Source organism: Testudinibacter aquarius, from assembly GCF_004342725.1.
Taxonomy (GTDB): Bacteria; Pseudomonadota; Gammaproteobacteria; order Enterobacterales; family Pasteurellaceae; genus Chelonobacter; species Chelonobacter aquarius.
Window position 1 is genome coordinate 168,125 of sequence record NZ_SMCP01000001.1, and the last position, 14,696, is coordinate 182,820.

Consider the following 14,696-nt stretch of genomic DNA (forward strand, 5'->3'; position numbering starts at 1 on the left):
TTCCTTAATCCAAAAACCGCGCTAACAATTCATTCAAAAACAGTTTGCCGTGTTCGGTGATTTGCCAAGTGCGGTCAGTTTCCACAAGATAACGTTGTTGTTTTGCCCACTCAATATTCTCAGCAACACAGGCAAGATCTAAGCCGGTGAGTTGCACGAAATCCTGTTTTGCAACCGGTTCCAGCAAACGAAAACGGTTCATAAAAAATTCAAAGGGACGTTCTGCTACGCTGACCGCACTTTGCGTGTGTAGATAGTTGCCTTGCAGATAGCCCTTCGGATGTTTGGTTTTGGCGTAACGTAAAATTTCACCGTTCGGGAAACTGATTTTGCCGTGTGCGCCACAGCCGATCGCCAGATAGTCACCGAAACGCCAATAATTCAGATTATGTCGGCATTGATAGCCCGGTTTAGCGTAAGCCGAGGTTTCATATTGCTGATAACCCGCTTCGGTTAACAGCTGGTGTCCTTGCTCGAAAATATCCCACAGGGCGTCATCGTCAGGCAGTTTTGGCGGACGGTAATAAAACAGCGTGTTCGGTTCAATTGTGAGCTGATACCACGACAAGTGCGGTGGATTGAGCGCAATCCCTTGGCGCAAATCATTCAGCGCCTGCTCGACGGTTTGATTGGGTAAACCGTGCATCAAATCGATATTGAAGCTGTTCAAACCACTGTTTTTGGCAAATTGAATCGCCTGCACCGCCTCTTCCACGTTGTGAATCCGCCCCAGCCGTTGCAGTTTTTCTTGCTCGAAACTTTGGATTCCCATTGAAATACGGTTCACGCCGGCTTGACGATAACCGATAAAACGCGCGGCTTCCGCTGTGCCCGGATTGGCTTCGAGGGTAATTTCAATCCCATCGGCAAACGCAATTCGCTGTTCTACCTGTTGCAACAAATGGGCAATGCCTTCTGCCGAAAACAGGCTCGGCGTACCGCCACCGATAAAAATCGAATGCAAAGTGCGGTTTTGCACATATGACAAATCGTTGTCCAAATCTTGCAGCAAATGCCGAATATACTCCGCTTCCGGAATCGCCCCTTTCTGGGCATGGGAGTTGAAGTCGCAGTAAGGGCATTTCTGCGCACACCACGGAATGTGAATGTAAAGACTCAAGGGGGGTAAGATGATTGATCGTGGCATTATGGCATCAAAAATGGTTGCAAATGCGGTTATTGTACCCGATAAAAAAGCATAACCGCTCAATTATTTCAGTTATGCTTTTTCATATCGCAGCACAGAAATCAAGGCAGCTTCGCCAACACGCAATAGCCGCTCTGCCGTCCGACAAGCTCAAATGCAGTGTTTGCATCAATAAAGGCTGATTGCCCTTGTCGCAAAATCAGCGTCTGTCCGGTTGTGCGCAATTGCAGCTCCCCGCTCATCACCAACAAAATAACCGCACTTTCCGCCTGCTCGGACACCCGTTCATCCTGTTGATAAGCGATATGCTGCAAGGCAAAATCTTGTGCCGGTGTCGGGTAGGTATAATTGGTGGTTATTGTCGGTGCAATGATCTGCGGCGTAATCTCAGTGCAATCAATGACTTGTAGCAATTCGTCAATATCCACATGTTTCGGCGTCAATCCGCCACGAATCACGTTATCCGAACACGCCATCAATTCAATATTCTGTCCGCGCAAATACGCATGCGGAATACCGGCATCCTGATAAATGCCTTCCCCGGTTCTCAAGTTGACCAGATTAAACAGATAGAAACACAACAAGCCCGGATCCAGTTTATCCAAACTGATTTGCATACTCTCCAAACTGTACAACAGCCAATAATCCGGATTATCCAGCGTTAATTGTTGTTGCTGATAAGCCGCTTGCTGCTGTTGAATCACCGGCAACAGCCATGCAGCCAACTGTGTTTGATCCGCTTGCATGATTTCCGCATAAAAACCATGCAGATCCATTTGTTGCAACTGTTTTAACAAAGGTAAAAATGAAGTGTGCCGTTGCAGTTGCTGCTCAATTTTCGCTCTGGTTTTAAAGCCGTGCAACAACCAAAAATCAGATAAGGCAATCATCATTTCCGGTTTATGGTTGTTGTCTTTATAAGTACGTTTTGGATCGCTCAGGCTGATACCCGCCGCATTTTCGCGGGCAAAGCCAATCTCGGCCTGCGCTTTGGTCGGATGCAGTTGAATCGAGAGCGGTTTTTCCACATCCAAAATCTTTAATAGATAAGGCAGTTCCGCGCCAAACTGCGCAACACTGCGCTCACCCAAACTGGCCGGGTTCAATTTCAAATACTCATCCAGCGTCAACTCGCCAATCTCGGTTTTCAGCATCGAGGGCGAAGACGGGTGGGCGCCAAGCCACCATTCGGCATAATACGGTTGCTGTTTGGCAATGCCCAACCACTGCGGAATGTAGTCTTGCCCGCCCCAAACATAGTGTTGTGCTGTGCCTTGTAATGAATATAGCATGCTGTCCTCTGATTATTTTATACTTCACACTGAAGCCGAGCGCTGCACCCGACCACTATCAATGAAAAATTGCAAAATTTTCGGTAAGTCATCTACATCTGCCACATAGATCAGCAGACGCTTGTGATTGTGTAAGTCTATCACTAAAACCCCGTCTTCTGACAAATTGATGGCGGCGATCCGTTGATAAGGCAGGTAAAAATTGGCGTAGAAAAAGCCGTTTTCTTTTAAAAGGAGGACAGGATTGCGCAAAAATGCGGTGTAGCCGCACAAGATCGCCAAGATTATCAACAAATATAGCGTAATCGGTGTAATCCCGCTTTGATAAACCAACAAGCCGATTAGGGCAATAAAAATAATCGCATCCAGTCGCCCGCGATTCTGCAACCGCACTTTGAGTTGGGTTTTGCCCTTCCAACGATTCATGACGAACTGATCATAAAAACCGTACACAAAAAACAAAATAACGGCACAGAGTAAAATACCGTCGGTTAAATTGATCATCCCATTTTGCCTCTATTCGCCTCTAAATAAAAATACCCTCTCAATGCCAAACAACAAAAAGAGGGTATAAATTACTTTAATCCGTTATGCCAACAATCCGGTCCATGCGCCCAAAATACCAATCACAAAGAAGCCCATAATAATCCATAAAGCATTGACACGGTTACGCAACAACCACATACAGCCAAAGGTCAATAACAGCGGCACCAGCCCCGGCATTAAGCTGTCCAACACGCTTTGCACGGTGGTAATCGTTGTTTCACCGACCTGATTGGTCATGCGGGCAATTTCCAACGGAATATTGACACTGGTCCATTTATTGACCAACGCCCCCATGATAAACAACCCCAGTATTGACGCACCTTCGGTCAGTTTTTGCAGCAAACCGCCGCTCATGTCACCAACAACATCCAGCCCTTTTTTGTAACCATAGTGCACACCATAGTAACGGGTTGCCAAACGAACCAAGTTAAACAATAAAAAGAACAGGATTGGGCCTAAAATACTGCCGTTTAATGCCAAGTTCGCGCCAAGTGCGGCAAAAACCGGGCGTGCCGTGCCCCAATAGATCGGATCACCGACCCCGGCCAAAGGCCCCATCAAGCCGACTTTGATCCCGTTAATCGCAGCGTCGTCAATCTCTTTACCATTTGCCCGCTCTTCTTCCATCGCAATGGTCACGCCCAACACCGGCGCACCAACAAAGGGTTGAGTATTAAAAAATTCCAAGTGGCGCTTAATCGCATCTTTGCGCTCTTGTGAATTCTGATCCGGGTATAAACGACGGATTACCGGCACCATGGAATAAGCAAATCCCAACGCTTGCATACGCTCGAAGTTCCAAGATCCTTGAAACAGGTTAGAACGTAACACCACCGCATTCAAATCTTGTTTTGTGACTTTTTTCTCATTACTCATTTTCTCAATTCCTTGTGCTTAATCTAATCTGTTATCCAAATCGTTGTTGCTGACAACCTGCACCACTTGCTGGCTTTGGTTATATTTCGGGTGCAGCTGAATGTACAATACTGCCATCACGCCGCCCAATACCCCTAAAGCAACCAAGTTGAAATTGGTGAATGCCGCCACCACAAAACCGGCATAGAAGAATGGCATCAGGTGCCCGGCTCTCATCATATTGATCACCATCGCATAACCGACCACCACAATCATGCCGCCGGCGATTTTCAAGCCTGAGGTGACGACCACCGGAATCGAATCTAACATAGCGCGTACGCCATCTGTACCGGCAGTTAATGCCACAATCAACGCCGGAATGGCAATCCGCATCGCTTGCAATAACAGCGCAGAAGCGTGGATCCAAGACAAGGTGGTCAAATTGCCGGTCTCGACACATTTGTCGGCCGCATGTTGGAAGCCGACCGTGATGGTGCGCACCACATAGGTCAGCACTTGCCCTGCTGCCGCCAACGGAATCGCCAATGCAATTGCAGTGCTGATGTCCTGTCCGCTGACAATCGCCAAAATTGTGGAAATGATGGAGGCAAGTGCGGTATCCGGCGCCAAAGCCGCACCGATGTTCATCCAGCCTAATGCCAGCATTTCCAAGGTTCCGCCGACAATAATCCCGGTTTTAATATCGCCCAGCACCAGACCAACTAAGGTACAGGCGATCAGCGGACGGTGGGTTTGAAATTCGTCCAGAATTGAACCCATACCTGAAATACAGGCAATGATAAAGATCAAAATGATCTGAAGTGTAGAAATTTCCATAACTCGGTTTCCTTACTGTTAAACTAAATTCGCTTTTTTCAATAAATCCATCATATCGGTTCGGCTATCCGATGACACCTTGCGCACATCCAGCTCAATATTCAGTGCTTTCAATTGCTTAAAGCTTTCCACATCGTTTTTATCCACCGAAACCGCACTGGTCAGTTGCTGCTTACCGTCACGATATGCCATGCCGCCGATATTCAATGATTTAATGCCGACGCCCGCTTCAATCAGTGTCAACGGATCTTGCGGATTGGTGAACAGCAACATCACCCGCTCTCCGGCATATTCCGGATTGTTATACACCCGTATCATTTTTTCGACGCCCACCACATGTGCGGTCACGCCCGGCGGCGCCACCTGTTTCAACAACGTCGCCCGCACAGTGTCTTTCACTACGGCGTCACTGACCACCACAATACGGCTGACCTTGGTCTCTTTGGTCCAACGGGTTGCCACCTGACCGTGAATGAGACGATCATCAACACGCGCCAGCCCAATCACCATATTGCCGGTTTTTTTGCTCACATTAACCATAGCTTGAGGTTGAGGCTGAGCCACAGGCTCGGCTTTCGCCGCTTGCACTTCCGGTTCAACATATTTCAATGCTTTCACGCCACCACGCCCGGTTTCCAAGGCAATCGCCGTCAACTCCTGCAACGATGGGTTATCATCTCGTCCCATAAAGGTTTCGACCAACATCGGCACATTCACTCCGGCAACAACTTCCATATTTGCCTTGCCCTCCGCCACGCGGCTAGCGGCATTAAACGGACTGCCACCCCAAGTATCGACTAAAAACAATACTTCGGAGCAATGTGCCAGTTCGGTTGACAATTTCGCCTGGTATTTTTGGATAATGGTTTCCGCATTCTCACCGGGAACAAAATCGATGTATGCAACATTTTCTTGATCCCCGATTAGCATTTCTGTTGTTTTCAACAGTTGCTCTGCGGCGACACCATGTGTTGCAATGATAATTGCAATACTCATCTCCACCTCTTTTATTTAATAGGAAAAATTAATTAGTTTTGGTGGGCGGATTTTATAAGCAAATCACCACTCCACCTATTATGAATATTCAATTAGTTGATCACGATCACACTTTAATAAAACAATATGCCACCTATAACATTGATATAATTCTAATCAGCCTATTAATTAACCAATTTCAACTGTAATTGCTGTAGCGCATGAGCACGATGTGACACTTTTTTCTTCTCATTTTGTTGCAATTCGGCGAAGCTTGCTTGCTTTGGAGGATAAAAAAACAGTGAATCATAACCAAATCCATTCGAACCTCGTTCTTCTGACAGGATCTCACCATGACACTCTCCCTCCGCAATAATCGGAGTTGGATCGTTTTCGTGTTGCAATAGCACAATCACGCTAACAAATTTTGCTGAACGATCGTATTGATTTTCCATTTGTTGCAACAGCTTTACTCGGTTTTTGGCATCATTGCCTTCTTCTCCGGCATAACGGGCGGAATACAGCCCCGGCGCACCGCCAAGTGCGGTCACACTCAAACCGGAATCATCGGCAATCGCCGGTAAGCCACTGATTTTTGCCGCATGGCGTGCTTTCAAAATTGCATTTTCTACAAAAGTCAAACCGGTCTCCTCCGGACTTTCAATACCGAATTCACTCTGCGCCACTACTTCAAAACCAAACTGTGCCAACACATCCGACATCTCTTTCACTTTGCCTTGATTACCGGTTGCCAAAACGATTTTTTGTTTCATTATTTATACCTTTGCATAGCCTTACTGATTTAAAAAACGATACACCTGTTCAATCCCTGCCTGATCATTCTGATACCACACCCCTTGAATACCGCACTTTTGTGCGGCATCAATATTGGCTTTCGAATCATCGATAAACAACGAGCGATCAGGGGCGAGCTGATACTGTTCGATCGCATAGTGAAAAATATCCAAGTGCGGTTTCAGCAATTGCACCTGTGCCGAAATTACGATGCCACGAAACAGAGGCCAATAATCATAACGCTTTCTCAGGTAAGCATCGGCGTGCAGCGGCATATTGCTGATACAGATTAAATCAACTTTACGGCGAGCCAAATCATGCAATAACGCCAACGCTAACGGCAGTGGATCGAGCGACTCACGTACGGTTTGCATAAAACGTTCCATTTCACTCAACGGTTTTTCCAACAGTAGCGAAAACAGCTTCAGCGCATTGTCATATTCGATTAAACCGGCATCCAACGCCAGCCAAGTTTGGCTGAAAAACACCTGTCGATACTGCTCTCTTTCAACAGGATCTGCGGTGAAACGTTGCAGAATCTCGTCCGGCGCCCAATTGATCAACACATTACCCAAATCAAAAATCACGGTTTTTCGCATATTATTTGGCATAACCACCTCCTGAATTCAATTCAAGTTATCTTAGCCGATTCCTCCTATTTTAGATAGCCACGTCGACCGCACTTTGCGATGTTGAACAAATTTCTGATGATCAATCTCTTTTTATAAATTTATGCTGCGCGATAAAAACCGCTTGACGACCAAAATGAAAAGTATATGCTACAAAAAACAATTACCAAGGAACCGAGTGATGACAATTAAAACCTTTTTGCAACAGCAGAATATTCAATTCAGCCTCAAACGTTATGCGATTGACGCCTTGAATTTTATGGCGTTAGGGCTGTTTTCCTCGCTGATTATCGGCTTAATTTTAAAAAATATCGGCACTTGGACGGAGATTAGCTGGTTGGTTGATGTCGGCTTGCAGGCACAAAAGGCAATGGGTGCCGCCATTGGTGTCGGTGTAGCATATGCACTACAAGCGCCACCATTAGTATTACTCAGCAGCACTATCACCGGTCTGGCCGGTGCCGCGCTAGGCGGTCCGGTCGGTTGCTTCTTTGCGGCTGCGATTGGCGCGGAATTCGGCAAGTTGGTCAGCAAAATCACGGTGGTGGATATTATTGTCACCCCTGCGGTGACGCTGTGTGTCGGTGTCGCCACAGCGCAACTGCTTGGCGCACCAATTTCGGCATTAATGAATCAAATCGGTAGCTTGATTATGTGGTCGGTCGAGTTGCAGCCGCTAGTAATGGGTATGGTGGTCGCCGTGGTCATGGGAATTGTGTTGACCCTGCCGATTTCCAGCGCTGCTATTGCGATTTCCTTATCTTTAAGCGGGTTAGCCGCCGGTGCTGCCACTGTCGGCTGTTGTTGCCAAATGGTCGGTTTTGCGGTGATGAGTTTTCGCGAAAACCGTTGGGGCGGGCTGCTCAGTCAAGGACTGGGCACCAGCATGCTGCAAATGCCGAATATTGTGCGTAACCCAAAAATCTGGCTGCCACCGATCATCAGCAGTGCCATTTTAGGTCCGGTCGCCACCCTCACCTTTCAAATGTCAAATATTCCCAGCGGCGCTGGTATGGGCACCAGCGGCTTAGTCGGGCAGATCGGCACCCTCGATGCCATGGGCAACTCAAGTGCGGTTTGGTTAGCCATTATTTTACTGCATTTTATCCTGCCTGCCGTTTTAACCCTGAGCATTGCGCAAATTTTTCGACGTAAAGGGTGGATTAAAGCCGGTGATCTCAAAATCAATAGTTAAAAGTGCGGTTAGCCAGTAAAAATTATTTGGTATTTTTAGGCAAAATCGGTATTATAGCCGTCCAGATGGTTACGCGTCCAAAATAGCGTAACTCCCAGATTACGTAATAGCAAACAAAAGAGAAAATATGTCTAATTATCTATTTACTTCCGAATCCGTTTCCGCCGGCCACCCCGACAAAATCGCCGATCAGATTTCCGATGCGGTGTTGGACGCCATCATCGAACAAGACCCGAAAGCGCGCGTCGCTTGCGAAACCTATGTAAAAACCGGTATGGCATTAGTCGGCGGCGAGATCACTACTTCAGCGTGGGTCGATATTGAACATATCGCACGCCAAGTGATTTGCGATATCGGCTACACCTCCTCCACCATGGGTTTCGACGGCCACTCTTGTGCGGTGCTGAACGGCATCGGCAAACAATCTTCCGATATTAACCAAGGAGTTGACCGCGCCGATCCGCTGGCACAAGGCGCAGGCGATCAGGGCATTATGTTTGGTTACGCCACCAACGAAACCGAAGTCTTTATGCCAGCACCGATTACTTACGCCCACCGCTTAATGGAACAGCAAGAAAAAGTGCGCAAAAACGGCACATTGAACTGGTTGCGCCCCGATGCCAAAAGCCAAATCACTTTCCAATACGACAAGCATAAAATTGTCGGGATTGACGCCGTGGTGCTGTCCACCCAGCACAGCGAAGAAGTGGATCAAAAACAGATTTACGAAGGGGTGATGGAAGAGATTATCAAACCAATTCTGCCGAGCGAATGGCTTTCCGCCGACACCAAATATTTTATCAACCCGACCGGTCGCTTTGTCATCGGCGGCCCGATGGGCGACTGTGGCTTGACCGGACGTAAAATTATCGTCGATACCTACGGCGGCGCTGCCCGTCACGGCGGCGGTGCATTCTCCGGCAAAGACCCGTCCAAAGTGGATCGCTCTGCGGCTTATGCCGCGCGCTATGTGGCGAAAAACATCGTTGCCGCCGGTTTAGCCGAACGCTGCGAAATCCAGCTTTCCTATGCTATCGGCGTTGCCGAACCAACCTCGATTATGATCGAAACCTTCGGTACGGCGAAAGTCAGCGAAGAATTATTGGTGAAACTGGTGCGTGAATTTTTTGACCTACGCCCATACGGTTTAATCAAAATGCTGGATCTGATCCAACCGATCTACCGCAAAACCGCCACCTACGGCCACTTCGGACGCGATGAATTCCCTTGGGAAAAAGTGGATCGTGCCGAAGAATTGAGAAGTGCGGCTGGGTTAAAATAATCTTTGACTGAAAAGTAGGGTTTGGCTGAAAGGCTGAACCGCATTTTTTATTTCGCCACTCTAGGGTCTGTTAATCTACAGAAATTTCTTTATAATATCTTTAGCCAACCTCTGTATTAAGGACATTGTATGCCTACGATTAAATCCAGCACCGAATTACGAAATAACTATAATGAGATTTCGATTTTTTGCAATCAAACACAAGAACCTGTGTTTATCACCAAAAATGGGCAAGGAGATCTTGCCGTGATGAGTATCGAAACCTACGAAAAATTAGTCGGACGTTTAGAGTTATACCATTTATTGCAAGAGGGCGAACAAGCGATTGCTGCGGGCAAAACACACCCATTTGAACAAGTATTCCAAGAGCTGCGCAATGAGGTGATTGGTGACAAGCAATAAATATCATGTCGAAATATCAGATACGGCTAAAACAGATTTACACGACATTATTACCTATGTTTTTTCACAACTTTCGGCACCAATAACCGCTCTTCAACTGCTGGAGGAGTTTGAAACCACTATAGCATCACTGGTTGAAATGCCTCAACGTATTGCATTGGTTAGAGATAAAAAATTGGCGGCAATGGGCTACCGCCAAATTTCAGTAAAAAAGTATGCGATTTTTTTCAGACTCAATGGAACAAAGAATACCGTGAATATCGTCCGAATTATTTATGTAAAGCGAAACTGGGCGGCGCTATTAAATCCCTAGTTCAAAACCCCAGCGCGGCAACTTTCCCTGCGGTTTTCAACTAACACTCCCCTTCAAGTGCGGTCAGCAATTACTCGGCAAACGGTTTTTGCGGCTCAACGGTAGCAATCTCTGAAACCACATTCACCGCACGGGTCAATATCGCCAGCGTGAGCGATTCAGATTGTGAGAAATAACAGATATAGACTTCCCTCAACTACGAACCTGCCAACTCCCGAATCAAGGCTTCTTTGTTGCGGATCAGCAAATTCGGCATTTCCAACACAACATTAAAACGGCGCAGATCAAAAAAAGTTGAACCGCACTTGTTACTGATAGCCTAACTGCGCCTGCCAAGTTTTTAATGTCTGCTCTAAATTGCCATCGGCAAATAACGCACTGCCGGAAACCACCCAATCTACGCCTAATGCTTGCACTTTCGTTGCTAAATCCAGTGTCATCGCTCCGTCAACACTGATAATTTTATCCTGTCTTTTTGTTCCTAAGATATTAATTATAGATTTAATTCGCGTCAGCACGGAAAACTCATCCGCTTTTTCGCCGCTTCGCGGATCTAAGGTCAGCACTTGGATTACATCAACCTGATCCAAGTAAGGTGCTAATTGTGATAGATCGGTGTCGGGGCATAAGCTGATCCCGCCCAAAACAGGCTGCTGTTCTTCAACCGCACTTTGCGCATTTAACCATGCCAATGTCTCCGCTAAATCACCATCACCTTCGAGCTGTAATGTCACAATATCCGCCCCATTTGCCACGCAGGTTTTCGCCAGTTCACACTGATTTTTCACCATCAAATGTACATCTTTATAGAAGAGATCCGGAAATTGCTTTATCGCCCCGGCGCCTACCGTAAACAGCGGTGAAAATTGTCCATCCGCCAGATCAAAGTGCAGCAATTTAAGCCGATTATTCTGTAAAATAGATAAGTTTTGCTTTAATTCCAACCAGTTTGAAGAGAGAATCCCAACGCTAAGGGGTTGAGATTTCATCGCTTGAATAACTTGTGATTTACTTTTTTTCATTTACTTCTCTTCATCGCTAATGTCTTGTGGCAAGATCCAATTAAAGACTTTTTTACTTCTGGAATCGGTCATCAGCGGTTCCAACTCTTTGACACATTGATGATAATGAGCCGTTTGCCGATGCGCTTGCAAAGCAGCCTCATTTTTATATACTTCATAGGCATAAAATCGGGTTTTAACTTCCGGATCCTGCAACACATCAAACCGTAAATTACCGGGCTCTTTCCGAGTCCCATAATGATTTGCCGCAAAAACATCTAGAAAAGCTTGCTCTTTTCCTTCTTTGATATTGATTTCCACCAACATAGCAAACATAGTAGGCTCCTAAATATACCAAACTTAGATAACGATATAATGGCAAGCGTTGCGACACCTGCCATTAGGATCGGTTGATCGTTATTTATTTATTTTTTTCACTGAGATAAAGTTGATAAGCTGTTGCTGCGTTTTCTCCGCCATGTACAACCGCATGCACCGCTTTTAACATCGCAATCGGCGCATCCGATTGGAAAATATTGCGCCCCATATCAACACCGGCTGCCCCCTGATCAATCGCTTGGTAGCACATCTCCAATGCTTCTTGTTCAGGAAGTTTTTTACCGCCAGCAATCACAATTGGCACCGGACAACCTGCCGTAACACGCTCAAACCCTTTCTCAACATAATAGGTTTTGATTACATGCGCGCCCATTTCTGCCGCTATACGGGTAGCTAATGAAAAATAGCGTTGATCTCTCACCATGTCTTTTCCAACCCCGGTGACTGCCATGGTCGGGATGCCATAACGCATGCCACTATCCACCAATTGAATAATATTCTTAATCGATTGGTGTTCATGTTCGGTCCCGATATAAACCTGAGCTGCCATTGCCGACACATTCAACCGCACCGCATCTTCCACACAGACCGCAACCGCCTCATTGGAAAGTTCAGTTAAAATCGAATTAGCACCTGATGCCCGCAACACCACCGACTTACCGGTGTCCGGTGGCACAACACTGCGTAAAATTCCGCGGGTACACATCAACACATCGGTATATTCAAACAACGGTGCGATATTCAAATCAATCCGTTCCAAACCAGTTGTCGGCCCTTGAAAATAGCCGTGATCAAATGCCAACATAATGGTTTTGCCGGTTTTGGGATTAAATATATTCGCCAAACGCGACTGCATTCCCCAGTCCAAAGCGCCGACTCCTTTCATGTAAAATGCTTTATTGGTCTGTGGTCTGTCCACACCAAAGTCCTTACCATCTCTGATATCATCTAAATCTGCCATGCTTATCTCCTGTTAATGTCCAAATGATTAGAAATTGTAGTTATCAATATTTTCTGCGGTGAACACCACCCGTTGCGGTAAAACAACAATACCGTTATCTGCCGCTTCATAGTCATAACCCTGTACACTGTTTGGCGATACCTCGACCATTCCCACCCCCGGAATATCTAATTTATCACCCACTTTTAGGGATTTTCCTTTCAGCACGTCATTTGCCACCGCAACTGAAATTTTGCCTTGCTGTACCACGTCCCATAGCCCGAACTGTTTCACTGTACCGCGCTTCACATAAGGGCGCATCACATTTGGGGTACTGAATCCGACAATCGTCACCCCTTCCCGTTTAAGATTTTCTGCTGCCTGCGCTGCCGCCGGTAGCGCATTGGCATCCGGTGCGATAATTGCATCTAAATCCGGATAGGCTTTCAAAATACCTTCTGCCGTTTGTAGCGACTTAATGGCGTCGTTATAGCCGAATTGAGTCGTGACGATTTCCCACTCCGGATGCTCCGCTGCAATTTTTTCTTTCGCCACTTTTACCCATTGATTCTGATCGGTAACCGTCGGGCTGGAATAGAAAAACGCCACTTTGGCTTTCGGTTTGGTAATTTGGCTGGACGACATTTCAACCAACATAGAACCTAGTTGAGTTGGTGTCCCTTGGTTAATATAGTAACTACGGCATTCTGGGTTAGTATCGGAATCCCAAGTGAGCACTTTTACCCCGCGCTTCATCGCCCGTTGCAGCGTAGAACACAAACCGTCTGGTGAAACTGCTGCAACCACAATTGCGTTATATCCTTGATTAACAAAGTTATTAATCAACTGTACTTGGTTGGAAACGCTCGGTTCCGTCGGTCCGTCATAAGTCACATCCACACCCAACGTTTTTCCCATTTCAACCGCACCTTGTCCGCCACTGGTGAAATACCCCACACCAACCAACTTAGGAATAAAAGCGATACGATCGGCAGCATTGGCGGTACTGATTGCAGATAAGCCTAACGCCACTGCAAGTGCGGTTGATTTCATAAGTAAATGTTTCATAAGTGTTCTCCTGCTTGAGTTTTATAAAACATACTGCATATCAGTATGCTCCTTTATGGTTGGTGATGATGAATCACCGACTTTCCGATTTTGCGACGCATCCAATAACGTATTGTGCCGTAATGCAAACTGACGGACTTCCCAATTAACACAAGAATCAAAAGTGCTCCTGATAACGCACTGGATATTTCATTGGGAATGCCAATCATCTGTAAGCCTTGTTGTAAATAACCTATTAATAATGCAGCGATTGCCGTGCCAAGAATAGAACCCGAACCGCCGTAGATATTCGCACCGCCCAATACCACGGCGGTTAACACCGGCATTAATAACGAACTGCCTAAATCCGATCGGGCAGAACCAAAATAGGAAACCAGTAAAATCGCAACAAATGCCGCTACCAAGCCAATGGCCGAATAGATGGTAAACAGCGTTTTATTCACAGGCACCGCACTATAGCGTGCGGTTCGTTCACTTTGACCAATCAGAAAAGTACTTCTGCCCACAGTTGTTTTATGCATTAATAACCAAAACATGGCCGACATAATCAGAAAATAAATAATCGGTGTCGGAATTCCAAATAGGGTTTGGTTGGCAAATTCCAGCAAACTATCCGGAAAACCGCCGATGCCTTCGTAACCGGTTGCCCCGGCAAAGCCGGATAGCAGTAATGCACCGCCGCCATAGAGATACATAGTGCCCAACGTGATGACGAGCGGATTGACTTTGGTGTAAATAATCAATCCGGCATTAAACAAACCGCATATTCCACCCAATAACAGCGTTAATGGAATCGCAATAAACAAGGAGATATCGGCTTTAAACAAAACGCCGAGAAAAATGGCACATAAACCAACCGTCGAACCAAAAGAGATATCGATACCGCCACTGACAATAATCATGGTTAACGGCAACGCCAACATACCGATATAAATAAAATCGCTGGTGCTATACAGCAAAACATTCATATCCAGCATTCTGGGATTCAACATTCCAAAGCCTAATATTTCGATGATCAACAGGCAAAAAAGTGCGGTTTCCCAACCATATTTTCTGATATTGCTTTTTAGTTTCAACATA

The 14,696-nt window shown here is 46.2% G+C and carries 18 protein-coding genes; 4 read left to right on the top strand and 14 right to left on the bottom strand.

Translation table 11 applies throughout. The features are described 5' to 3' along the window. Positions 1 to 4: 4 nt before the first annotated feature. From hemW to EDC16_RS00835, 8 genes are all read right to left on the bottom strand, one after another. A complete protein-coding gene (gene hemW, locus EDC16_RS00800; protein ID WP_132964415.1) occupies positions 5 to 1,147 on the bottom strand; it encodes a radical SAM family heme chaperone HemW in 1,143 nt (380 codons plus the stop codon). 101 nt (positions 1,148 to 1,248) lie between these two features. Next, on the bottom strand, positions 1,249 to 2,439 hold the full coding sequence (gene manA, locus EDC16_RS00805) for a mannose-6-phosphate isomerase, class I (protein ID WP_132964417.1): 1,191 nt from the start codon (positions 2,437 to 2,439) through the stop codon (positions 1,249 to 1,251). A gap of 24 nt (positions 2,440 to 2,463) precedes the next feature. Beyond that, complete coding sequence (locus EDC16_RS00810; protein ID WP_198362731.1) at positions 2,464 to 2,943, bottom strand: DUF986 family protein; 480 nt, start codon at positions 2,941 to 2,943, stop codon at positions 2,464 to 2,466. Between the two features lie 84 nt (positions 2,944 to 3,027). Further along, positions 3,028 to 3,861 carry a PTS mannose transporter subunit IID gene (locus EDC16_RS00815; RefSeq protein ID WP_132964419.1) on the bottom strand — a complete coding sequence of 278 codons (834 nt, stop codon included), beginning with the start codon at positions 3,859 to 3,861 and terminating at the stop codon, positions 3,028 to 3,030. 18 nt (positions 3,862 to 3,879) lie between these two features. Continuing rightward, positions 3,880 to 4,677 carry a PTS mannose/fructose/sorbose transporter subunit IIC gene (locus tag EDC16_RS00820; protein WP_132964421.1) on the bottom strand — a complete coding sequence of 266 codons (798 nt, stop codon included), beginning with the start codon at positions 4,675 to 4,677 and terminating at the stop codon, positions 3,880 to 3,882. Between the two features lie 18 nt (positions 4,678 to 4,695). Next, positions 4,696 to 5,673, bottom strand: coding sequence for a PTS mannose transporter subunit IIAB (gene manX, locus EDC16_RS00825; protein ID WP_132964424.1), 978 nt, complete (start codon positions 5,671 to 5,673; stop codon positions 4,696 to 4,698). 164 nt (positions 5,674 to 5,837) lie between these two features. After that, the gene (rdgB, locus tag EDC16_RS00830) at positions 5,838 to 6,425 is read right to left on the bottom strand and encodes an RdgB/HAM1 family non-canonical purine NTP pyrophosphatase (RefSeq protein ID WP_416069070.1); all 588 of its coding nucleotides are present in this window, start codon (positions 6,423 to 6,425) and stop codon (positions 5,838 to 5,840) included. A 21-nt stretch (positions 6,426 to 6,446) separates the two neighbouring features. Then, positions 6,447 to 7,058, bottom strand: coding sequence for an HAD family hydrolase (locus EDC16_RS00835; RefSeq protein WP_132964427.1), 612 nt, complete (start codon positions 7,056 to 7,058; stop codon positions 6,447 to 6,449). 199 nt (positions 7,059 to 7,257) lie between these two features. Between EDC16_RS00835 and EDC16_RS00840 the strand changes: the two genes are divergently transcribed. The 4 genes from EDC16_RS00840 to EDC16_RS00855 all read left to right on the top strand — a co-directional run bounded on the left by EDC16_RS00840 (position 7,258) and on the right by EDC16_RS00855 (position 10,268). After that, positions 7,258 to 8,271 carry a PTS sugar transporter subunit IIC gene (locus EDC16_RS00840; RefSeq protein WP_132964429.1) on the top strand — a complete coding sequence of 338 codons (1,014 nt, stop codon included), beginning with the start codon at positions 7,258 to 7,260 and terminating at the stop codon, positions 8,269 to 8,271. A 127-nt stretch (positions 8,272 to 8,398) separates the two neighbouring features. Further along, the gene (gene metK, locus EDC16_RS00845) at positions 8,399 to 9,553 is read left to right on the top strand and encodes a methionine adenosyltransferase (protein ID WP_132964431.1); all 1,155 of its coding nucleotides are present in this window, start codon (positions 8,399 to 8,401) and stop codon (positions 9,551 to 9,553) included. 129 nt (positions 9,554 to 9,682) lie between these two features. Continuing rightward, positions 9,683 to 9,955 carry a type II toxin-antitoxin system Phd/YefM family antitoxin gene (locus EDC16_RS00850; RefSeq protein WP_132964433.1) on the top strand — a complete coding sequence of 91 codons (273 nt, stop codon included), beginning with the start codon at positions 9,683 to 9,685 and terminating at the stop codon, positions 9,953 to 9,955. Beyond that, on the top strand, positions 9,942 to 10,268 hold the full coding sequence (locus EDC16_RS00855) for a type II toxin-antitoxin system RelE/ParE family toxin (RefSeq protein WP_157330449.1): 327 nt from the start codon (positions 9,942 to 9,944) through the stop codon (positions 10,266 to 10,268). The genes EDC16_RS00850 and EDC16_RS00855 overlap by 14 nt, the downstream gene beginning before the upstream one ends. Before the next feature lie 70 nt (positions 10,269 to 10,338). On the opposite strand, the gene EDC16_RS12880 is transcribed toward EDC16_RS00855, so the two are convergent. From EDC16_RS12880 to lsrD, 6 genes are all read right to left on the bottom strand, one after another. Next, a complete protein-coding gene (locus EDC16_RS12880; protein ID WP_255296790.1) occupies positions 10,339 to 10,464 on the bottom strand; it encodes a hypothetical protein in 126 nt (41 codons plus the stop codon). A 112-nt stretch (positions 10,465 to 10,576) separates the two neighbouring features. Continuing rightward, entirely contained in the window at positions 10,577 to 11,290 is a 714-nt protein-coding gene (locus EDC16_RS00860) for a beta/alpha barrel domain-containing protein (protein WP_132964437.1), read from the bottom strand. Further along, entirely contained in the window at positions 11,291 to 11,605 is a 315-nt protein-coding gene (gene lsrG / locus EDC16_RS00865) for a (4S)-4-hydroxy-5-phosphonooxypentane-2,3-dione isomerase (protein WP_132964439.1), read from the bottom strand. A gap of 85 nt (positions 11,606 to 11,690) precedes the next feature. Continuing rightward, a complete protein-coding gene (gene lsrF / locus EDC16_RS00870; protein WP_132964441.1) occupies positions 11,691 to 12,569 on the bottom strand; it encodes a 3-hydroxy-5-phosphonooxypentane-2,4-dione thiolase in 879 nt (292 codons plus the stop codon). A 27-nt stretch (positions 12,570 to 12,596) separates the two neighbouring features. Beyond that, positions 12,597 to 13,616 (bottom strand): autoinducer 2 ABC transporter substrate-binding protein LsrB, encoded by a 1,020-nt coding sequence (lsrB, locus tag EDC16_RS00875; protein ID WP_132964443.1) that lies wholly within the window; start codon positions 13,614 to 13,616, stop codon positions 12,597 to 12,599. A gap of 53 nt (positions 13,617 to 13,669) precedes the next feature. Beyond that, positions 13,670 to 14,695 carry an autoinducer 2 ABC transporter permease LsrD gene (gene lsrD, locus EDC16_RS00880; RefSeq protein WP_132964445.1) on the bottom strand — a complete coding sequence of 342 codons (1,026 nt, stop codon included), beginning with the start codon at positions 14,693 to 14,695 and terminating at the stop codon, positions 13,670 to 13,672. Between the last annotated feature and the right edge of the window lies 1 nt (position 14,696).